The organism is Enterobacter sp. LM3 (genome assembly GCF_046622475.1).
Classification (GTDB): domain Bacteria; phylum Pseudomonadota; class Gammaproteobacteria; order Enterobacterales; family Enterobacteriaceae; genus Enterobacter; species Enterobacter cloacae_P.
Map to the genome: position 1 here is coordinate 247618 of NZ_JBJURN010000004.1, position 20297 is coordinate 267914.

The window sequence follows — 20297 nt, forward strand, 5'->3', positions numbered from 1 at the left end:
GCTCAGGCGTCCACCTGCGACGCCCCGGCTTGCGACAGCGACTCAAGGGCAACCGGTTTGCCTATCAAATATCCTTGTACATAGTCGATACCTAGCGCGTGAACCGCGCTATGTATCTCTTCAGTTTCCACATACTCTGCCACCACCAGCATTTTCTTCATGCGCGCCAGATGGCAAATGGACGCGACTATCTGATAATCCAGGCTGTTACTGACGATATTGCGAATAAAGCTGCCGTCTATCTTGAGAATATCGGCATCCACGCTTTTCAGCCGGGCATAGCTCGCATAGCCGGTACCAAAATCATCGATCGCAATGCGTACGCCCATTTTTTGCAGTTGCCTGAGTGTCTGTATTGCCTGCTCCGCACTCCCGAACGAGCTGCACTCGGTCACTTCGAATATCAGTTGCCAGGCCTCCACGCCATATTTTGCCAACAGACGGCTCACCTCGAGCGGGAACTGCGCCCGACACACGGTTGGCGGTGCCAGATTAATGGCAAAACGCTGACCAGGCAGCCTGTCACGGTGTTCAGCCAGGAAGCGTAAGGTGCGCTCCAGTACCCACAGGTCAACGCGCGACGACAAACCAAACTCCTGGGCTACGGGCAGGAACCGATCGGGAGAGAGCAAAGTGCCGTCCGTATCCGGCATCCGCAGCAATACTTCGTGATAACAATCGCCACGCAGCCCCCGGACAGGCTGAACCATCAGGGTAAAGGCATTTCGGTCGAGCGCGCTTTGCAGACGCCCCATCATCGCCACTTTATCCTTCAGGGTGCGCTGCAAATGGGTGACACCACGCTGCTGCAGGTTCTCCGGGTGGTTGGTCGAGAGCGACAGATCGGCAATCACGCTCAGCTCACCCAGCATCAGGTGGAGATGGTTTACCGGCGAGCGTACATAGCAATAGCTCACCCCCACCTGAGGCTGCAGTGGTATCCCATCCCAGATAAAGCGGAATTCCTTGATATGCGCATCCAGGGCATCAATGCGCTGCTGGTGCGATTCCACATTGAGCCGCACAGCAAGATCATAACCGGTCAGGTGATAAACCCGTTCATTGGGCTGGAGCGTACCGTTAATCCATTGCGCCAGCTGCTGTTTATACTGAATACGCAACATCACGCCGTAGTTCCGCCCCAGAACTTCCAGCTCAGGAATACGTAATAAGCAGAGCGCTGACCACGGTGATTTAGCCAGATCGCGCGAGAGCGCCCGCAGGTTCGGCATGTGTACCACCGGGTCGAGAAGCGCCAGCCTGCGGGAACGCATATTAATGGCGCGCTGCCGTGTTGCCAGCATCGACATGTAAATCACCACAAACGAAAACACCAGATAGCTGGATGAGGTGATCGCCAGCTGAATGTCATACCCCTGCTGCAGCGGAATGTAACGGTAGAAATAGTGAATCGACACCAGCAGAACCGGCGTCCAGATTATTGACATCAGCTTATAACCACAGCGCATCGCGCCCCAGAGCATCACTGGCATCAGCAACGACAGGGTGTAGTTGGTACTGAAAATAGAGCTGTTTTCATTCATCGGGATCAGGAGCAGCGAAAGCAGCCCGCCCATCACCGTAACCCAAAGCAGAGATTCGATAACCGTGACTTTTTTGTCTATCTGCAAACGGATCTGGGAAATAAATCCCCTGATATACCGTGGATGACGGATCAGCCGGATAAGCAAGTAGCTCAGCGGCACACCGGTAAGCCCACTGACTAACAGCGCCTGATAGTTAATGAGCGTACAAATATTGAGAGGGTTCAGCCCCGCCAGGCTCTGACGGCTCTCATAGATACCAAGATAGGCCGCAAACTGAAACAACAGCAGGAACAGCGTCGCCGGGCAAAAGACCTGCCAGAAGAGACGCTGAGCCATCAGGCGCACATCGCCATAAGCGGTCATATTGCGTCCGGGAGCAAACACGCGGTAGCCGCCCCAGCAGAGCACTAAGGGGACAATAAAATGAAATATGCTGGCGACGGTTTCAAACAGCCCAACCGACGCGTAGTAGCGGAACAACAGCGACAACACGATCCCGGGGAGCGCTTCCAGACCAAAGAACATCATCAGTGAAAGCAGGAACGAGAGCGGCAAATAATACAGTGCCACAATACCGTCGCCCATTTGCGTAAAGGTATTCGCCACGCTAATCGCGGGCAACAGAACGACGGGTAAAATAAGAGGGAGCGCCCACCAGCGATCTTTATTGTGATTCAGGAAGGGGATAATTTTCATAGATGCCCGGTTAAACCCCTTTCGCTCCAGAGGGAAAATGAAGACAGGCATCCGACCTGACATACATGCCGCCCGAAAGAGTACAGAGCGAATATCGTGGAGGATGGATTTTAGTTATCGGGGCCGGGAACCCGTTGACTTAAATCAAACTATTTAATCTGAACACCCCTTATTTACGTTTTTTTTGGTTACTTTCTTTGTTGTTATCAACGTAATAAATGCATACGTTACGTTCAATAACATTAACAAATGTAAATGTTGACGGTTTTTTACACATCACAGAATTGACCCCGTCTTCCCACTGTGCCTTAATAACCGTATCGCCCAAAAGGGTATGCCCAGGAAAACACAGTGAGTCAGGCCACGCGTATGCACAAACGACATCGGTTTAACACTCGGATGACCCGCATCATACTGCTCATCAGCTTCCTGTTTTTCTTTGGCCGCTTTGTTTACTCCTCCATTGGTGCCTGGTATCACCACCAGGATAAAATGCAATCTCAGCAAACCAGTCTGTCCGTCGACACTGCCGATCGCTAAGCCAGCGGCGTATTTTGCAGCATCCGTATAATGGCAGAGATCCCTTTGCTCAGGATTTTGTCCTGACGCATTACAACAGCCAGTTGGCGCTGCAAAACCGGTGTCAGTGAATGCACACTTAACCCTTCACGATCGTCCAGGTTTTCCACCGCCATTCGCGGCACGATGCTGTAGCCAAGCCCTGCACGCACCATACGTTTGATAGCCTCAATGCTTCCAAGCTGCATCACGGGCGCTATCGCGATCCCGCAGGCCTCAAACCAGCCGTCAATTAGCGCACGCGTGCCACTTCCCGATTCGAACGCAATCAAGGGCTGAGCGTGCAAGACCTCTGGCGTCAGCAGATCCCACGGGCCGGGCTGCTCCTGCGAAACAATAAAGACGAACTCTTCATTCATCACCGGCATGACATCCAGCGTGCGCCCGCTGACAGGCAGCGTGACCAGCCCCATGTCCAGACGATTCTCTTCAATCGCCCGAACAATATCGAGCGTGTTCCCGGTCGTGACGCCCACCTTTAATAACGGGTAATCGTTTCGTAGCTGTTGCAACAGCGGGGGCAAAAGATGGATACAGGCTGTTGCCCCCGTCCCGAGCGTGATTGTGCCGCTGACCTCGCGGTTAAACTCGCTGACGGAACGAATAGCCTCATCCACTACCTGTTCAATACGCTCCCCGTGGCTTAACAGTGCCAGCCCGGCAGCGGTGGCTTTAATGCCGCGCCCTGTACGTTCAATCAATCGCGTCTGAAGAAATTGCTCAAGCTGGCGGATTTGCAGGCTAACCGCAGGCTGAGAAAGGCCAAGCACATCCGCTGCGGCTGAAAAGCTGCCCCGCTGTACCACCAGGCGAAAAGTCGCCAGATTGCCCAGATTTAGCGTCGTCATTCAAAGTTTCTCTTATACAGGTCATAAGGTCACGAGCCTGCCAGCACAATACCGCGCCCGTTATGCTGAGGACAACTGCATTAACGGAATGAAAAATAATGGAAACACCTGCACTTCCCCGGTGCCTCTCTCTGACTGCCGGTTGCAATCAGCTCATCAACTGGGGTATCTCTTTTTACATGCCGGGTACCTTTGCACAGGCAATTGCCCACGACCGGGGATGGTCATCACCCGACATCTATCTCGGCCTGACTCTCGCCATGCTGATGATGGCCGCCGTCTCCCCTTTTGTCGCCCGCTTGCTGGCTCGCTTTGGCGGGCAACGTGTCGTGATGGGCGGAACCTTACTGATTGCCGCAAGCTGTGTAGTAATGACGTATACCTCTACGTTAACGGGCTGGTACGGCATCTGGCTCATCACCGGCATTGGCATGCGTCTTTCGCTGTATGACGCGCTTTTCGCCTCTCTGGTAAATCTCTACGGCCAACAGGCCCGACGTACGATTTCCCGTGTAACGCTGGCAGGTGGCCTGGCATCTGCCGTATTTTGGCCATTGGGCGATGCGTTACTCAAGGTGATGCACTGGCAGGATGCGCTTCTGATTTACGCCCTTTTTGGCCTGCTGAGTGCTGTGCTTATCTGCCAACTGCCTCACCACAAGCCTCCCGTCATTGTAAAAACAGAAGCGTCTGTATCGAAAGATGACCCGCATAACGGATGGCTCTATGCGGCATTTATCGCTCTCATCACCTTTGTCTCTAACGGTACGTCTACACATCTGCCGGAATTTATCGCCAGCTTTGGCCTTCCGGTTGGCATCGGGATGCTATGGGGATTTGGTCAAACTGGCGCAAGGCTGATGGAAGTGATGGCAGGTACGCGCCTGACACCGCTCAGGCTGACGCTACTGACCTCGCTTGCCATGCCGCTCTGTTTTCTGGTCGGGCTGGGCGGGTCGAAATTTGTGTGGCTCGCCGCCGGATTTGTGCTGGGGTATGGTGCGATAAACGGGTTGGTGACAATAGTCAAAGCCACGCTGCCGCTGGAGTTGTTCAGCGCTGAAAGCTATGCCAGACGCACCGGGGTATTGCTTATCCCGGGACAGCTGATGGCGGCGGCATCTCCGTTTGCCTATGCGTGGCTGAATAACATGCTCGGGATTGCCGGAGCGCAATGGTTTTCCCTGAGCCTGACGCTGGTCATCGCTGCGCTGGCGGTCGTTATTGTGCGTCGTAACAGGCACATCCGCCCAGAATCTGTCAGCAAAATGTATCCCACCGTATCCCGGCAGCCTCGCGGATAACCCGATACAAAAAACCATCAGGAGCAAACATAAAGACGATAACATACGCCCGCATTCAGCGGAGCTGAATGACAAAGGAGAAACCGGGCTTCACTCTACCTTTTTCACCCGGGTACCGACCGCTGTCAGTACCGTGCCGTCCTGCGCTGTCAGGGCCATAAATGGAACCGGCTTTCCGGTACGGTTATCAACCAACAATGAATGGCGTTCTCCTGGTTCGAACAAATGTTGTTCCCCCCATTGCCGCAGCGCCACGACGATGGGGAACAGGCTTTCCCCCTTCGTCGTCAGGACATACTCCTGATACGCCGTACCATCTGAAGCGCCCTGCATGGCCAGAATGTCCGCATCAACCAGCTTTTTCAGTCGATCGGACAGAATGTTTCGCGCGACGCCCAGGCTGCGCTGAAAATCGCCGAACCGACGCATTCCATCAAAGGCATCACGCACGATAAGCAGCGACCAGCGATCTCCGATAAGATCGACACAGCGAAGCACGGGACAAAATTCATTTGTTGTCGGTTTACGGGTCGACATAGATTTCCTCGCTAGCGTCAGATTGCGATAACCAGTTGCATTTTAAAACCACATACCCTAGCATTCAACCAGTTTCATTTTGAAACCAGGTTGCATGAGGCCGGGATCGTGAAAACATCGCTAACATCGCCACTACCGTCAGACAGACAGAACACCACTGACATGCCCCGCAGCCTGATATGGCTGTTTTCCATCGCCAGCGGATTAAGCGTCGCTAACGTCTATTACGCACAGCCTTTGCTTGATGCGCTGGCCGGGGACTTCGGTATCAGTCACGCGGCTGTTGGCGGCGTTGTTACCGCCACGCAACTCGGCTGCGCGCTGGCTTTGCTGTTCGTTGTTCCATTGGGGGACAACGTGGATCGCAAACGCCTGATGGCAATACAACTGTTGGCTCTTGTGGCCGCGCTGATATCCGTCGGCATAGCGCAGACTTCCTCAACCCTTTTGGCAGGCATGCTCGCCACCGGCATGTTGGGTACCGCAATGACGCAGGGGTTAATTGCTTATGCCGCCAGCGCCGCGTCGCCCCATGAACAAGGGCGCGTCATTGGTGCGGCACAAGGTGGCGTGTTTATTGGCCTGTTACTCGCCAGAGTGTTCTCCGGCGGCATAAGTGACATAGCAGGCTGGCGCGGAGTATATCTCTGTGCCGCCGTGCTTATGGTCATCATCGCATTTCCACTGTGGTGGAAACTCCCCCGTCTGCCAGACGTTCCCACTGTAATGAGCTATCCGCAACTTATTGGCTCAATGCTGACCCTGCTACGGAAAGAAAAAGTGCTGCAAGTACGCGGCATACTGGCCTTGCTGATGTTTGCTGCGTTCAATATTTTCTGGAGCGCACTGGTGCTTCCACTGAGTTCGCCACCCTATAACTTCTCACATACCGCGATTGGGGCGTTTGGTCTGGCTGGCGTGGTGGGAGCACTTGCCGCTACCCGTGCAGGGCAATGGGCCGATCGGGGATATGCCCGGAACACCAGCGCGGCAGCGCTGGTCATCTTACTGTTAGCATGGTGGCCATTGTCGCTGATGGACCGCTCGCTCGGCATCCTGCTCATCGGCATCGTGTTGCTCGATTTGGGAGGACAAGCGCTGCACGTAACCAACCAAAGCCTGATCTTCCGCACCCGCCCCGAGGCACATAGCCGGCTGGTTGGCCTTTATATGCTTTTCTATGCCACCGGCAGCGGGTTTGGGGCGATAGGCACGACAATAACCTATGCCGCCGTTGGCTGGCAGGGTGTGTGCCTGCTCGGCGGAACGGTCAGCCTGCTCGCGCTACTGTTCTGGTGGATAACGCAAAAATCCGTAGATCAGGCATAAAAAAACCCGCATTGATGAAAAGGCCCCATACAGCAGGTCACTCCATCTTGCGGGTTTAACACGTATCAGGACCGGTTGTGCGCGGGATAATCCTTGTTAATCCACGCGTGGTCATCCTCCCACGTGAACATCCATTTGCGCACCGGGCCTGCCATCACATTGAGATAATAGCTGTCATACCCGGCCATCGTCGCCACCGGGTGATAGCCCTTCGGCACCATGACCACGTCACGGTTATAGACCGCCATGCACTCATCCAGCGTTCTGTCGTCGGTGTAGACGCGCTGCATGCAGAAACCCTGCTCCGGGTTGAGACGATGATAGTACGTCTCCTCCAGATAAGTTTCGTTTGGCGGATTATCCGTGTCGTGCTTGTGGCTCGGATACGAACTGGTACAGCCTTCGTTGGTCCAGACCTCCACCACCAGCAAACTGTCGGCAGGCTTATCTTCCGGCAGAATATTATGCACATAGCGCTGGTTATGGCCTTTTCCGCGCGCTTCACCGCCAATATCCTGTGGCGCGATCAGTCGCGTCGGGTACGTCCCTTTACCCGGTGCAGAACAGACCGCCAGCTCCAGCTTTGTCAACGCCTTCACCTGCACCGCTTCGTTCGGCGTAACGTAAACCGCCCAGGGTTTGATCCGCTCGAACGGGCTCATCCGCTCACCGATATCGCTAAACTGCGCCGTGGGAGTGCTGATGGCAGCGCGTCCGGCCACCAGCACCAGACAGCGCTCTTCACCGACAGCGGGCAGCGTCAGCGCCTGCCCCTCCTCCAGCTCATAAACGTCAAAGCCAACGAGCCCCCAGCCTGCACGTTCCGGCGTGACTGACTGCGTACAACCTTCCGCGTTGGGCTGCTGCCAGCGTGATAACAGACGTGACATGTCACCTCCTCAGATAAGCCCGGCGTCACGCGCCAGGCGGCTCAGATTGTTATATCCCAGACGGGCATACGTGAGCGGGTGTGCGATAGCCGGATCCTGCTCAGCTTCCACCACCAGCCAGCCCTGATACTGGTTCGCTTTCAGCAATGCCATAATCGGCGGGTAGTTCACGCTGCCGTCGCCCGGCACGGTGAAAACGCCGCTCAGCACCGCATCCAGGAAGCTGGTTTTGCGATTTTTGACGTCGGCCAGCACGTCGGCACGGACATCTTTGCAGTGAACATGATTAATGCGGGATGCCCAGCGCTGCGCGACCACCAGCGGATCGACGCCGGCAAAGGTCAGATGACCGGTATCCAGCAGTAGCCCAACCTCTTCACCAGTGTGAATCATCAGGTTATCCACGTCTTCAGCGGACTCAATCACCGTCCCCATATGGTGATGATAGGCAATCTGAACGCCCTGCTGTTGCGTATAGCGGGCAAACGCGGTGAGCTTTTCTCCGTACTCTTTCCAGCGTTCCTGCGGGAAGCGGGGACGCAGGTGAACCGGGGTCTGCTGCTCGCCATGAATGCAGCCGCTCACTTCAGCGAAAACCAGCACCTTCGCGCCCAGTTCACGCAGTAACGTGAGGTGCGATTGCACGGCGGCAATCTCCTCCTCCACGCTGCGCTCCAGTAAACGACCGGAATACCAGCCGGAGACCAGTTGTAAATCATGACGCTGCAGAATGGGGCCAAGCAGTCGCGCTTCACGCGGGAATTTGTTGCCCAGTTCGAAACCGGCAAACCCGGCCTCTTTTCCTTCGCTCAGACAGGTATCCAGTGGCGTCTCCGCGCCAAGAGAAGGCAAATCGTCGTTGGTCCATGTCAGCGGGTTAATGCCTAATTGCACAGTCATCTTTGTCTCCTGAATTATGCTTGTCCGCGCTCACGCCACCAGGCGATAAGCTGCAGGTAGTTGTCCCGGATGCGCGCGACCAGCTGCGCATCATCAATATCGTGTTTCAGCCACGCGCGGGAGGCATCGCCAAACAGCGTGCGCCCCACGGCAAACCCTTTCACCAGCGCCTGACCGGCGGCGGCTTTGAAATCGGCACGCAGTTGCTCTGCCGGCGCATCAAGCCCGAGGATCACCACGCCGCGACAGTGCGGGTCACGGCGTTCAATGATCTCGCCCAGCGCCGTCCAGCCAGCGGAAGAGAGCGGCGGCAGTTTCCACCAGTCGGGGTAAATCCCCAGGTTGTAGAAGCGGGAAATGGCACGCAGATACAGCTCGTCACTGCGCGGCATGCTGGCAGGCAGGATCACCTCCAGCAGCAGCTCATGCCCGGACTGGCAGCAGGCGTGGTACACCTCGGCGATTTTCTGCTCCTGCTCCAGACGCAGGCCATGCGCATCTTCCGGATGGAAAAAGACCAGGCATTTCACCACATGTTCCTGCGGCCAGCTGATGAGCTGGGTACCGATATTGCCGTGCTCCATCTCCAGTGGACGGGAACCTGGCAGCTCAATCGGACGGCCAATCCACCAGCCTTCACCGGTAATCGAATTCAGCGCGTCCTGACCAAAGGTACCGTCACACAGCAACCCGGCTTTACCTTCCAGCCCGGCGCAGTTTGCCGCCTCGCGGCTGGCCTGCAGGATCAGCTGCTTCAGCGCCGGAATACGCTTCAGAGACGCACCGCACTGCATCGCCATTTCTTCAAGCTGGCTACGGTGATCGAAGGCCATGACGCACAGCTCCGGCCATTGACGCCGACGGGTCGTGACGCGGTGCAGATGGTTGAGATGCGGGTCGAGGTCGGGACGCGGTACCTGCGCTGCACGGGAAAGGTAATCATCCAGCTCAATTTTGCCCGGCATTGCGGGGGCACAACCGTGGCGCGACACCACCAGCGCCCCACAGGCGTTAGCATAGCGGCACGCCTGCTCCCAGCCCTCATCGTTAAGATAACCACGCAGCAGGCCAGACATAAATGCATCCCCCGCGCCGAGCACATTCAGCACTTCAACGCGCACGCCGGTCACCGTCAGGCCATCATCCAGACGTGGCGGAATGGCATCGGTATAAACCGAGCAACCCAGCGCGCCGCGTTTGCAGACCAGCGTAGCCTTACTTACCGCGCGAACCTGTACCAGCGCCTGCAACGTATCGGTGCTGCCGCCCGCGATATGGAACTCCTCTTCGGTGCCGACAATCACGTCAAACAGATGCAGCACCTCCTGCAGCTCGCGGGTCACCTTATCGGCAGCAATAAAGCGCGTTTCGCCGTCACCTAATGAGGTCAGCCCCCACAGTACCGGGCGATAGTCGATATCCAGTACCGTGCGCAGACCGTGCCGACGGGCGTAGTTCAGCGCCGTCAGTACCGCTTCGCGCGTTTGCGGATGAGAAAGATGCGTCCCGGTGATGGCAAGACAACGTGCGGAAGCGATGTACTGTTCATCTACATCGCTGGCGGTAATCGCCATATCCGCGCAGTTATCGCGGTAAAAAATCAGTGGAAAGGTGTCCCGGTCTTTAATGCCGAGTAGCACCAGCGCCGTCAGGCGTTCTTTATCGGTAATCAGATGGCTGGTATCGCAGCCCACCTGGTTTAACTCTTCGCGCAGGAAGCGCCCCATATGTTCATCGCCGACGCGCGCCAGCATCGACGAGCGTAAGCCCTGGCGCGCCGTGCCGTACGCCACGTTGCCGGACGAACCGCCGAGATATTTCGCAAAGCTCGACACATCCTCCAGCCGCGCGCCAATCTGCTGGCTGTAGAGGTCAACCGCCACGCGGCCCATGCATATCACATCAAACTGCTTTTCCACGTTGATACCTCTTCAGACAATGTCGTTCACGTTCAGCCAGCGGCCTTGCTGGTGTGAGAGTGCAATGGCGTCAAGTACGCGTGACACCTTCCAGCCCTCTTCGAAGTCCGGCCACATCGGCGTACCGGTGGCAATGCCGTCCACCAGGTCACGCACTTCCACGGTTTTTTGATCGTTAAAACCGATACCATGCCCTGCCCCCATACAAAATGCGCCATAGTCCGGGTGCGACGGGCCAACGAGCAACGTGCGGAACCCCTGGCGGTTGACCGGATCGTCATGCAGGTAAAGTTTCAGTTCCGCCATCCGCTCCTGGGTAAAACTGATGGCTCCTTTGGTACCGGTGATCACATACGACAGCCCCATCTTGCGGCCACAGGCGACACGGGAGGTTTCAATGACCCCCTGCGCCCCGCCCGCGAAACGCACCATCGCATGAGCCTGATCCTCGTTTTCCACCGCGATCATTTCCGCCGAACCGACCTTCGCCGGGCGCTCCGGCACCACAATCTTCAGGTCACCACAGACCTGCTCAATATCACCGACCAGATAGTGCGCCATGTTGACAATATGCGCCGCCAGATCGCCCAGCGCCCCCAGCCCTGCCGTCTCTTTAAAACAGTGCCAGTGAATGGGGGAAAGCGGGTCGGCCATGTAGTCTTCGTTGTGCGTGCCGTAGAAGTGGATCACCTCGCCAATTTCTCCGCGCGCAATAATCTCTTTCGCCAGCTGTGCCGTCGGGTTTTTCATGTAGTTGAAACCCACCAGCGTTTTCACCCCTGCCCGTTCGGCGGCCTCGACCATTTCACGCGCATCGTGGGCATTCAGCGCCAGCGGCTTTTCCGAATAAACGTGTTTGCCGTGGCGAATCGCTTCCAGCGCCATCTCCTTATGCAGATGGTTGGGCGAGCAAATGTCCACCACGTCGATGGCCGGATCCGCCACCAGCGCGCGCCAGTCACCGGTAGAGCGGTTAAAGCCAAACGCCTGCGCCCGTTCGGCCGCCAGTTCCGGGGTCACTTCCGCCACCATTTCGCGTACCAGTTTGCCGCGCAGGTTAAACACCGTCGGTGCCTGGGCATAGGCAATGGCATGTGCCTTGCCGATATACCCGGTACCGATGAGTCCAATGCGTACTTCTTTCATTATTTATCCCTCACAATGCGCCGCGACGGCTCTTGGCATAGGTATCAAATGCCACAGCCAGAACGATAATTAACCCGGTAATAATTTGCTGGTAGTAGGCCGAGACGTTCATCAGTACCAGGCCGTTAATCAGAATGCCCATAATGATCGAGCCGATGATGGTGCCGCCGATACGTCCGTAGCCGCCCATCAGCGAAGTCCCGCCGATCACCACCGAGGCAATGACGCGCAGCTCAAATGAGATCCCGGCCACCGCTTCCGCACTCCCCAGACGCGCGCTGAGGATAAAGCCCGCCAGCCCCGCCAGACAGCCAATCAGCACGTAGACGCTCACCAACACCCGCTTCACATTGACCCCGGCCAGGCGCGCCGCCTCCGGGTTGCCACCGATGGCGTACACAAAGCGCCCCCAGCGGGTTTTATGCAGTGCCAGATAACCGCCAATGGCGACCAGAGCAAAGATCCAGATTGGAATCGAAATGCCGAGCAGCTCGCCACGCCCCCACCAGCGGTAGCCCGGGTCGAAACCGGCAATCGGTGCGCCGTCGTTAATCACCAGCGTCAGACCACGCCAGATGGTCATCCCGCCGAGAGTGACGATAAACGGCGGCAGACGCAGGCGCGTCACGCCAAGACCGTGCAGGAAGCCAATGGCAGTCCCCATTGCCAGACAAATCCCCAGCCCAATCAGCCAGCTCATGCCGCCCCAGGCGTTGGGATCGACGGTGGTGAAGTTGTCACCCTTAATCACATACGCGGCAGTCATGGCGCAGACCGCCAGAATGGACCCCACGGACAGGTCAATCCCGGCGGTCAGAATGACGAAGGTCATCCCCACGGCCATGATCCCGTAGATAGACACTTCGGTCAGGATATTGAAAATATTGCGTTCAGAGAGAAAATTGCTGTTCTGCAACTGAAAGAAAATCAGCAGCAGGATCATGAAAATCAACACCCCGAAGCGCTCAAAAAAGGCGATGGGATCGATGCGCCCGGCGCGTTTAACCGGAACCTGCGTTTTAGAAATCATTTGCGTCATGAGAAACTCCGTTATGCCGCGTTCAGGGCGTTGTGGTTGATGGCCATCATCGTCATAAGCCGCTCTTCACTGGCGTCGTCGCCGTGGATCTCGCCGGTAACCCGGCCTTCACTCAGGGTGATGATCCGGTCAGAAACCGCCATCACCTCAGGCAGATCGGAGGAGATCACGATCACCGCCACGCCTTTTTTTGCCATATCAAACAGCACCTGATGCACTTCCGATTTGGTGCCAACGTCAATGCCTCGCGTCGGCTCATCAACGATCAGCACGCGCGGGTTCAGCGCCATGCAGCGTGCGAGGATCACTTTTTGTTGATTCCCGCCGGAGAGCTTACGTACCTCCTGCTCGCTGTTGACCATCTTGATTTGCAACGCCTGACGGTAAGACTCAATCAGGTCGTCCTCTTTGCGGGTGTTGACGAACCAGCGCCAGTGCAGCAATGAAGAGAGGCAGGAGAGTGACAGGTTGTCGCGAATTGACAGGCCCAGCACCGCGCCCTCTTTTTTACGATCTTCCGGCACCAGCGCCACGCCCTGATCCAGTGCGTAAAGCGGGTCGCGCGGCTGATACGGTACGCCGTCCAGTTCAAACACACCGGAGGTAAAGGCGTCGGCACCAAACAGGCAGCGCGCCACTTCGGTTCGCCCGGCCCCCACCAGCCCGGCAATCCCCAGCACTTCGCCAGCATGAACGTGGAAGCTGATGTCATGCAGCGCAATGCCATGTGGATCCAGCGGCGGCTTTTCACGGCTCAGCCCCTTCACCGCCAGACGAATGGGTTTGTCTTCATGATGCGTTTCGCTGGAAGGGCGACGGTTAAAGGCCACGTCGCGTCCCACCATCAGGCGGATCAACTGCTCTACGGTGGTATCCGCGACCGCCCCGGAGCCAGTGAAGCGGCCATCCTGGAAAACGGTAAACCGATCGCAAAGCTGAAAGACTTCGTGCAGACGGTGAGTGACATAAATAATGCTCACGCCACGGCTTTTAAGCTCCCGCACCACGCGGTGCAGGCTCTCCACCTCGCTGTCACTCAGGGCTGCGGAAGGCTCGTCCATAATGATCAGTCTGGCGTTCAGCGTCAGCGCCCGGGCGATTTCCACCATCTGCTGCTGGGCCACGCTCAGACGAGCAACAGGCGTAGTCGGCGCAACGTTCAGCTGCAGGTAATCGAGAATGACCTGCGCTTCCTGATTTACCGCCTTCTCGTCGACAATCAGGTTACGCTTGCGCGGCTCGCGGCCCAGGAACATATTTTCCGCGACGGTCATATTGGGCAGCAGGTTAAATTCCTGATAGATAGTGATAATGCCCTTGTTCTGCCGCGCCACCGGAGAATCATCCACTGGCAGCGTTTCGCCGTTGAACCAGATATCCCCGCGCGTTTGCGGCTGTGCGCCCGCAAGTGCTTTCAACAGCGTGGACTTTCCCGCTCCGTTTTCACCCAGCAGAGCGTGAATTTCTCCGCTGCCGACGGTCAACTGAGCGCTGCTCAGCGCCCAGACGCCGGAAAAGCTTTTTGCCAGGTCGGTCACTTTCAGTAAGGGTTGCGACATCAGTCTGCTCCTCCTCATAAGGAGCCGCCGCTGGGGCGGCTCCGAATATGTTAGTTACCGGCCTCACCGATACGCTCAGCCTGCTGCAGGTTCTCTTTGGTGATAAGCGTTGGTGGGTAGTCAGCACCGGTGATCGCTTTCTTCTCACGCACGTTCGCCACCAGCTGGCTCATCGCCGTTTGTACCGCGAAACCCGGACGCTGATCGGCTGTCACCGCCAGCCAACCGTCGCGCACGCGGGCCAGCGCTTCAGGCACCGCATCAAAGCCGGTGACAAGAATTTCACCCGGCTTCACGCCCTGCCCTTGCAGGGCTTCAATCGCGCCCAGCGCCATATCGTCGTTCGCAGAGAGGATCACCTGAGGGCGTTTTGGCAGCGACGGCAGTACGCTTTCCACAATGCGCATGCCTTCAGAGCGCATCCAGTTACCGGTCTGATCGGCGACGATCTTGTACTTATCGCCCCCCGCTTTCAGGCTGTCGCGAATGCCTTTGGTGCGCTCGATGTTAGAGGAGGAACCTGGCTGACCGGTCAGCAGAATGATGTCTGCCCCGTTGGGGAATTTGGTTTTGACGAAGTCGCCAATCGCCTGCCCCCCTTTATAGTTGTTAGCGCCAAAGTGCGGCACTTTCTTCTGGCTGTCGACGGAGCGGTCGAGCGTGACGATAGGCAGTTTCGCATCCTGAATTTCATCTACCGCGCTGGAAACGGCGTTCACGTCATTCGGGGAGACGATGAATCCCTGCGCCCCACGGGTGATGGCATTTTCCAGGTCAGCCACCTGCTTCGGCGAACTTCCCTGACCATCCAGCACCTGCAGGTTCACCCCCATTTCTTTCGCCGCTTTCACTGCCGTGCGCTGCATGTGGACTTCAAACGGCATGGCCAGGTTTGGCGTACTGAATACGATTTGCTCGCTTTCGGCCATTGCTGCCCCGGATGTCATGGCGATGAGGGCGGCTAAGATCAGTTTTTTCATTATTATGTCTCTCTGTGTAGGGTTGTTGTGGTTTAGAGGACGATCTCACGCTGGCTACGCAGTGATTCCAGCGCTTTATCCGCAAGGTACAGCGCACGTTCACCATCATCGCCGCTGCAATCAGGAACCGTTTCGCCGCGCAGTACCGCAACGAAGTGTTCCCATTCCGCGGCATAGGCGGATTTGTAGCGTTGCAGGAAGAAGTGTTCCGGCAGCGCACTGGTGCAGCCCTGTTTGCCGTAATGCTGCACCTGGTTTTCAAGGATATTGCCCGCGCACAGCAGCCCTTCAGAGCCGTGCAGCTCAAGACGCTGGTCGTAGCCGTAGGCAGAGCGACGGCTGTTAACGATGGTTGCCATCGCGCCGGAGGCATATTTCAGGACAATAAACGCGGTGTCGATATCGCCCGCCTCACCAATCGCCGGGTCAACCAGATTGCTGCCCTGGGCAAACACCGACACTGGCTCTTCACCCATGATGAAGCGCGCCATATCAAAATCATGGATGGTCATATCACGGAACATGCCGCCGGAAACGCGCACATATTCTGCAGGCGGAGGAGACGGATCGCGCGAGATGATCAGCAGCGATTCCGGCTTACCGATACGCCCGGCCAGCACGTCGGTTTTCACACGACGAAACTGCGGGTCAAAACGACGGTTAAAGCCGATGAACAGCGGTACGTCATACTCTTTGACCACTTTCAGACAGTCGCGCACGCGGGCAAGATCCAGGTGTACGGGCTTTTCACAGAAGATGGCTTTGCCATGACGGGCAGCCATTTCAATCAGATCCGCGTGGGTATCCGTGGCGGAGGCAATCAGCACGGCATGAACATTAGGGTCGTTCATCGCTTCATCCAGGCTCTGTTGGCGCGCCTGATAGTGTGTCGCGAGACGAGTGGCAAATTCCTGATTCGGGTCGACCACGGACCAGAGCGTGGTCGCGTTGTGGCTGGCGATGTTAGCTGCATGTACCTGGCCAATTCGGCCAGCGCCCAGTAAAGCAATGTTAAACATAACGGCTCCCGGTGTTGGTGAATGCTGTGAACTAACGACCCTATAAATAAAACATTTATTTCATTTTTATAAATAGTGAAAATTATGTTTTTGAGTGCGGGTTAACACTTTTGAGATGAATGAGATAAATTTTGTTATCAATCTCACAACATCGTGGACGATATGCCCCTCACCATAACCCTCTTCCCAAAGGGAAGAGGGAACGGTACAGAGCCGTCTTTTCTCCCTCTCCCCTGTGGGGAGAGGGTCCGGGTGAGGGAAAAAAGAAAATGAAATGAAAATTTCGTTACGGTGGGAAAACTTAATACTGACGGGCTTTTTTCAGCATCTCCTGGGTTTGCTCAGCCGCGTGACGAACCGCAAGTGATTCAGCCACCTGCGCATCACCGGTTCGCCACCAGGACGCATAATCATGGGTCATGGTTTTCGGCAGCACTTTGATATCCAGTAGCGTTGGCCCGGGATGCGCACGGGACGCTTCCAGCGCCGTCAGAAGACTTTGCTCATCATGCACCCGCCATGCGCGACAGCCATAGCTTTCGGCATTTTTGGCAAAATCGACCTTCACCAGTGGCCCGTCCAGCCGCCCGGTAAGCGGGTTGCGGTGGCGGTTTTCCGTGCCAAAGCTGCCCATTCCGTGCCCCATCTGCAGGTTGTTAATACAGCCGAAGCTGGCGTTATCAAACAGCAGAATGGTGACTTTTATCCCCTCCTGCACCGCCGTTTGCAGCTCGGAGTGCAGCATCATGTATGAGCCGTCTCCCACTGCGGCGTAAACCGGCTGCTGTGGTTTCGCCAGCTTCGCCCCGATGGCGGCGGCAATCTCGTATCCCATACAGGAATAGCCGTACTCCAGATGGTAGCTGTCCGGCGTTTTGACCTGCCAGAGCCGCTGTAGATCCCCCGGCAGCGAACCGGCGGCCCCCACCACGATGGCGTTATCTTCAATATGCTGGTTAATAAGCCCCAGCACCCGCGTCTGGGTCAACCGGGTGTTGAGCGTGTCGCCGTACTCTGCCAGCTGTGCATCAAGATGCCCCGCCACTTCGGGCGCATCATCAGGGTGCCAGTCCCGCATCCACAGACGGCGGCACTCGTCGTGCCAGGCTTCCCGCGCCAGTGAGATCTCATCACCCCAGCGGCTGCGGTAATGCTTAAGCGCCTGGGTTAATGCCGTCAGCCCGGTGTGGGCATCGGCAATCAGCGCGGTGGCGTCCAGCTTCAGGGCATCAAACTCCGCTACGTTCAGCAGCAGAAACTCAACATCCGGATGGGAAAACAGCGCTTTTGAGCCCGTCGTAAAGTCCGTCAGGCGTGTCCCGATGCCAATCACCAGATCGGCCTGCGGGGCGAGCTGATTCGCCGCCATCCCGCCCGTCACTCCAATCCCCCCCATGTTCAGCGGGTGATCGCTGACCAGCGCCCCCTTTCCGGCCTGGGTTTCGGCAAACGGCAGTTGCAGCGTCTCGACAAACTCGCGAAACGCATCATGCGCACCGGAATAGCGCACCCCACCACCGCATACCACCAGCGGACGGTGTTTGCGGGCAATCAGATCCTGAGCCCGTGCCAGACGCTGTGGGTCAGGCGGTCGACGCTCTATGTGATGCACGCGACGCGCAAAGAAGCTCAGCGGATAATCCCACGCCTCGCCCTGCACATCCTGCGGCAGGCAAATAGTCACCGCCCCCGTGTTTGCGGGGTCAGTCAGCGTTCGCATCGCACTTAACATCGCACTCATTAACTGTTCCGGCCGGTTGATACGATCCCAGTAGCGGGAAACCGGACGGAAGCAATCATTGGTGCTGATACTGAGATCGTGATACTGCTCAATTTGCTGCAACACCGGGTCTGGCTGGCGACTGGCATAAACATCACCCGGTAGCAGAAGCAGCGGGATGCGGTTCGCCGTGGCGGTCGCTGCCGCCGTCACCATGTTAGCCGCCCCCGGCCCGACGGATGACGTCACGGCAAAAATACGCTGGCGACGGTGCTGTTTGGCGAATCCTGTCGCCATATGGGCAATGCCCTGCTCGTTACATCCCTGCATCACTTTCAGATGGCCGGCATCCTGCTCCAGCGCCTGACCGATGCCAAGCACATTACCATGACCAAAGATGGTCGCCACGCCCTCCACGAAGGGCGTTTCTTGTCCATCGACACAGACATATTGTTGATTCAGGAACCTGACCAGCGCCTGGGCCATAGTCATACGTTCGGTTTGCATAACACCTCCTGTCAGCCCAGCGTCGGCATGGAGAATGCAGCGCCGGTGTCTTGCTGCATTTCAGGCCAGCGCGCAGTGACGGTTTTCATTCGGGTGTAGAAACGCACGCCGTCATTGCCGTGGACGTTAAGTGCGCCAAAAATGGAACGCTTCCAGCCGCCAAAGCTATGGAACGCCATCGGTACCGGGATCGGCACGTTTACACCAACCATACCGGCCTGTACCTCTTCGCAGAAGCGCCGCGCGCAGCCGCCGTCACGGGTGAAAATCGCCGTGCCATTACCATATTCATGACGGTTAATCAGTTCCACTGCGCTGTTGTAATCTGCTACGCGCACCACAGAAAGCACCGGCCCGAAAATCTCTTCTTTATAGATGGTCATCTCTGGCGTGACGTTATCGAACAGGGTCGGCCCGACAAAGTAACCCTTCTCATGGCCTTTAACACTGAAACCACGCCCGTCGACGCGCAGGTTCGCCCCCTGTGATTCTCCGCTGTCGATATAGCCCAGCACTTTGCTACGGTGTACTGAGGAGATCAGTGGCCCCATCTCGTTTTCCGGCGTCTGATCCAGACCTGGCCCAACGCGCAGTACGGCGATCTGTTTTTCCAGCCGCGCACAAAGGTCATCTGCTGCTTTATCACCGACCGCCAGCACCACAGAGAGCGCCATACAGCGTTCACCCGCCGCACCATAGGCTGCGCCCATAATGGCATTCGTCGCCATATCCATGTCGGCGTCTGGCATAAGAATGCAGTGGTTTTTCGCCCCACCCAGCGCCTGACAGCGTTTACCGTGGGCGGATGCAGTCTGGTAAATGTATTCCGCAATTGGCGTTGAGCCGACAAAACTCACCGCCTGCACGCGCGGGTCAGTCAGCAGCACGTCAACGGACTCTTTATCGCCCTGCACGACGTTGAATACACCGTCCGGCAGCCCGGCCTCTTTCAGCAGTTTTGCCAGTGCGAGTGCCAAGGAAGGATCTTTTTCCGACGGTTTCAGCACGAAGGTATTACCCGTCGCCAGCGCAATCGGGAACATCCACATCGGCACCATCGCCGGGAAGTTAAACGGTGTGATCCCGACACAAACTCCGAGCGGCTGCATCAGCGAGTGGCTATCGACGCCGGTACCGACGTTGGCAGAGTGCTCACCTTTTTGCAGATGCGGAATACCGCAGGCGAACTCCACCACTTCCAGTCCACGGGTCAGTTCACCGACCGCGTCGGAAAACACTTTGCCATGCTCTTCGCTAATTAAGCGGGCAAGCCTCTCGGTGTTCTCCTCCAGCAACGCTTTGAAGCGGAACATCACTCGTGCGCGTTTAAGCGGAGAATGACGTGACCACGCCGGAAACGCCTGCTGCGCGGCCGCAATGGCCTGCCCGGTTTCCTGTGCCGTACTCATCACCACCTGGCGGATCTGCTCGCCAGTGGCCGGGTTGAAGATTGCCTGAACGCGCTGGCCTGAACCGGTGACACATTCGCCGTGAATAAAATTCGCTACCGTCTCCATCCTTAACCTCTCGCTGTTGATACGTGATTGTTACCTGAACACTGTGTTTACTGAACACTATATATGAAACAAATATTCCATTTTAAGTTGAAATAAAATAAATGATGATTATTGTGATCAAGGATGGATTTTTATGTTAACGACCAACATCACTGGCACAGCCTGCGCTATTAAGGAATTTCACACGAGTCAATGGCTGAAGCTTCTGTTTCATTTTTGATGCCAGATGGATGGCCGACATTTAAAAGACGCGGTTTTGCG

16 protein-coding genes are annotated in these 20297 nt (G+C 56.7%); 3 read left to right on the forward strand and 13 right to left on the reverse strand.

Annotation, left to right across the window (positions count from 1 at the left end; all coding sequences use genetic code 11):
- Positions 1 to 2 precede the first annotated feature (2 nt).
- Positions 3 to 2243, reverse strand: coding sequence for an EAL domain-containing protein (locus ACJ9N4_RS07225; protein WP_411500365.1), 2241 nt, complete (start codon positions 2241 to 2243; stop codon positions 3 to 5).
- 351 nt (positions 2244 to 2594) lie between these two features.
- Here ACJ9N4_RS07225 and ACJ9N4_RS07230 point away from each other — a divergent pair, with 351 nt between their 5' ends.
- Complete coding sequence (locus ACJ9N4_RS07230; RefSeq protein WP_182272256.1) at positions 2595 to 2783, forward strand: YfgG family protein; 189 nt, start codon at positions 2595 to 2597, stop codon at positions 2781 to 2783.
- Here ACJ9N4_RS07230 and ACJ9N4_RS07235 read toward each other — a convergent pair.
- Complete coding sequence (locus ACJ9N4_RS07235) at positions 2780 to 3670, reverse strand: LysR family transcriptional regulator (protein WP_182918765.1); 891 nt, start codon at positions 3668 to 3670, stop codon at positions 2780 to 2782. The two genes, ACJ9N4_RS07230 and ACJ9N4_RS07235, sit on opposite strands and share 4 nt — an antisense overlap.
- Before the next feature lie 98 nt (positions 3671 to 3768).
- Here ACJ9N4_RS07235 and ACJ9N4_RS07240 point away from each other — a divergent pair, with 98 nt between their 5' ends.
- Positions 3769 to 4974 (forward strand): MFS transporter, encoded by a 1206-nt coding sequence (locus ACJ9N4_RS07240; protein WP_182918766.1) that lies wholly within the window; start codon positions 3769 to 3771, stop codon positions 4972 to 4974.
- Positions 4975 to 5064: 90 nt separating this feature from the next.
- On the opposite strand, the gene ACJ9N4_RS07245 is transcribed toward ACJ9N4_RS07240, so the two are convergent.
- Positions 5065 to 5511, reverse strand: a complete 447-nt coding sequence (locus ACJ9N4_RS07245; protein ID WP_182272259.1) for a winged helix-turn-helix transcriptional regulator — start codon at positions 5509 to 5511, stop codon at positions 5065 to 5067.
- A 108-nt stretch (positions 5512 to 5619) separates the two neighbouring features.
- Between ACJ9N4_RS07245 and ACJ9N4_RS07250 the strand changes: the two genes are divergently transcribed.
- Positions 5620 to 6840: an MFS transporter gene (locus tag ACJ9N4_RS07250; protein WP_182918767.1), complete on the forward strand. Its 1221-nt coding sequence runs from the start codon at positions 5620 to 5622 to the stop codon at positions 6838 to 6840.
- Between the two features lie 65 nt (positions 6841 to 6905).
- Here ACJ9N4_RS07250 and iolB read toward each other — a convergent pair whose 3' ends face one another.
- The 10 genes from iolB to ACJ9N4_RS07300 all read right to left on the reverse strand — a co-directional run bounded on the left by iolB (position 6906) and on the right by ACJ9N4_RS07300 (position 20036).
- Positions 6906 to 7730: a 5-deoxy-glucuronate isomerase gene (gene iolB, locus ACJ9N4_RS07255; RefSeq protein WP_182918768.1), complete on the reverse strand. Its 825-nt coding sequence runs from the start codon at positions 7728 to 7730 to the stop codon at positions 6906 to 6908.
- 9 nt (positions 7731 to 7739) lie between these two features.
- Positions 7740 to 8630 carry a myo-inosose-2 dehydratase gene (iolE, locus tag ACJ9N4_RS07260; RefSeq protein ID WP_182272261.1) on the reverse strand — a complete coding sequence of 297 codons (891 nt, stop codon included), beginning with the start codon at positions 8628 to 8630 and terminating at the stop codon, positions 7740 to 7742.
- A gap of 14 nt (positions 8631 to 8644) precedes the next feature.
- The gene (locus ACJ9N4_RS07265; protein WP_182918769.1) at positions 8645 to 10549 is read right to left on the reverse strand and encodes a bifunctional 5-dehydro-2-deoxygluconokinase/5-dehydro-2-deoxyphosphogluconate aldolase; all 1905 of its coding nucleotides are present in this window, start codon (positions 10547 to 10549) and stop codon (positions 8645 to 8647) included.
- Positions 10550 to 10561: 12 nt separating this feature from the next.
- Positions 10562 to 11695 (reverse strand): Gfo/Idh/MocA family protein, encoded by a 1134-nt coding sequence (locus tag ACJ9N4_RS07270; protein WP_182918770.1) that lies wholly within the window; start codon positions 11693 to 11695, stop codon positions 10562 to 10564.
- Between the two features lie 10 nt (positions 11696 to 11705).
- Positions 11706 to 12734 (reverse strand): ABC transporter permease, encoded by a 1029-nt coding sequence (locus ACJ9N4_RS07275; protein ID WP_182272264.1) that lies wholly within the window; start codon positions 12732 to 12734, stop codon positions 11706 to 11708.
- Between the two features lie 11 nt (positions 12735 to 12745).
- A complete protein-coding gene (locus ACJ9N4_RS07280) occupies positions 12746 to 14293 on the reverse strand; it encodes a sugar ABC transporter ATP-binding protein (protein WP_182272265.1) in 1548 nt (515 codons plus the stop codon).
- A 50-nt stretch (positions 14294 to 14343) separates the two neighbouring features.
- Positions 14344 to 15273 (reverse strand): substrate-binding domain-containing protein, encoded by a 930-nt coding sequence (locus tag ACJ9N4_RS07285; protein WP_182918771.1) that lies wholly within the window; start codon positions 15271 to 15273, stop codon positions 14344 to 14346.
- Between the two features lie 32 nt (positions 15274 to 15305).
- Positions 15306 to 16292 (reverse strand): inositol 2-dehydrogenase, encoded by a 987-nt coding sequence (iolG, locus tag ACJ9N4_RS07290; RefSeq protein WP_182272266.1) that lies wholly within the window; start codon positions 16290 to 16292, stop codon positions 15306 to 15308.
- A 301-nt stretch (positions 16293 to 16593) separates the two neighbouring features.
- Complete coding sequence (iolD, locus tag ACJ9N4_RS07295; RefSeq protein ID WP_182918772.1) at positions 16594 to 18519, reverse strand: 3D-(3,5/4)-trihydroxycyclohexane-1,2-dione acylhydrolase (decyclizing); 1926 nt, start codon at positions 18517 to 18519, stop codon at positions 16594 to 16596.
- Between the two features lie 11 nt (positions 18520 to 18530).
- Positions 18531 to 20036: a CoA-acylating methylmalonate-semialdehyde dehydrogenase gene (locus ACJ9N4_RS07300; RefSeq protein WP_182918773.1), complete on the reverse strand. Its 1506-nt coding sequence runs from the start codon at positions 20034 to 20036 to the stop codon at positions 18531 to 18533.
- Between the last annotated feature and the right edge of the window lie 261 nt (positions 20037 to 20297).

Excerpts from the sequence above, each read along its gene's own strand:
- ACJ9N4_RS07300 (WP_182918773.1), bottom strand. The coding sequence starts at position 20,036 with ATGGAGACGGTAGCGAATTTTATTCACGGCGAATGTGTCACCGGTTCA.
- iolB (WP_182918768.1), bottom strand. The coding sequence starts at position 7,730 with ATGTCACGTCTGTTATCACGCTGGCAGCAGCCCAACGCGGAAGGTTGT.
- ACJ9N4_RS07275 (WP_182272264.1), bottom strand. The coding sequence starts at position 12,734 with ATGACGCAAATGATTTCTAAAACGCAGGTTCCGGTTAAACGCGCCGGG.
- iolD (WP_182918772.1), bottom strand. The coding sequence starts at position 18,519 with ATGCAAACCGAACGTATGACTATGGCCCAGGCGCTGGTCAGGTTCCTG.
- iolG (WP_182272266.1), bottom strand. The coding sequence starts at position 16,292 with ATGTTTAACATTGCTTTACTGGGCGCTGGCCGAATTGGCCAGGTACAT.
- ACJ9N4_RS07235 (WP_182918765.1), bottom strand. The coding sequence starts at position 3,670 with ATGACGACGCTAAATCTGGGCAATCTGGCGACTTTTCGCCTGGTGGTA.
- ACJ9N4_RS07240 (WP_182918766.1), top strand. The coding sequence starts at position 3,769 with ATGGAAACACCTGCACTTCCCCGGTGCCTCTCTCTGACTGCCGGTTGC.
- ACJ9N4_RS07280 (WP_182272265.1), bottom strand. The coding sequence starts at position 14,293 with ATGTCGCAACCCTTACTGAAAGTGACCGACCTGGCAAAAAGCTTTTCC.
- ACJ9N4_RS07270 (WP_182918770.1), bottom strand. The coding sequence starts at position 11,695 with ATGAAAGAAGTACGCATTGGACTCATCGGTACCGGGTATATCGGCAAG.
- ACJ9N4_RS07225 (WP_411500365.1), bottom strand. The coding sequence starts at position 2,243 with ATGAAAATTATCCCCTTCCTGAATCACAATAAAGATCGCTGGTGGGCG.
- iolE (WP_182272261.1), bottom strand. The coding sequence starts at position 8,630 with ATGACTGTGCAATTAGGCATTAACCCGCTGACATGGACCAACGACGAT.
- ACJ9N4_RS07285 (WP_182918771.1), bottom strand. The coding sequence starts at position 15,273 with ATGAAAAAACTGATCTTAGCCGCCCTCATCGCCATGACATCCGGGGCA.
- ACJ9N4_RS07245 (WP_182272259.1), bottom strand. The coding sequence starts at position 5,511 with ATGTCGACCCGTAAACCGACAACAAATGAATTTTGTCCCGTGCTTCGC.